Source organism: Xenorhabdus santafensis, assembly GCF_033949405.1.
In the GTDB taxonomy this organism is placed as follows: Bacteria; Pseudomonadota; Gammaproteobacteria; order Enterobacterales; family Enterobacteriaceae; genus Xenorhabdus; species Xenorhabdus santafensis.
Window position 1 is genome coordinate 1 of record NZ_VCDN01000384.1, and the last position, 317, is coordinate 317.

The window sequence follows — 317 nt, forward strand, 5'->3', positions numbered from 1 at the left end:
ACAATAGAGGCATTAAAAATGAGAAAAGATAAAGCAAATATATATGTATTAGGGCCAGAAAAAATTGTTTCAAAAGAAGTAGAAAAAGAGTTTGAAAGAGATCCAGAAATAGTTGTGAATCGTTTAGAACAAATGGTGGAAGAACTAGATCCATCGATAACAGAAATTCAGTATGCTTTTTCAGTGAAAAAGGACAAATCTTCCCCTATATTACAAGAAGGACAAAAATTAATAAAGGGGATTGGGTATCGACCAGAACAATATAAAGAAGCATATCTAGAACGATTAGTAGAAACACCAGTAAAAGAGTTACCGAA

General features: G+C 31.9%; 1 protein-coding gene. It reads left to right on the forward strand.

Annotation, left to right across the window (positions count from 1 at the left end):
- Positions 1–18: 18 nt before the first annotated feature.
- A partial coding sequence (locus tag FE392_RS22845; protein ID WP_319931970.1) for a hypothetical protein occupies positions 19–317 on the forward strand: 299 nt, incomplete at its 3' end.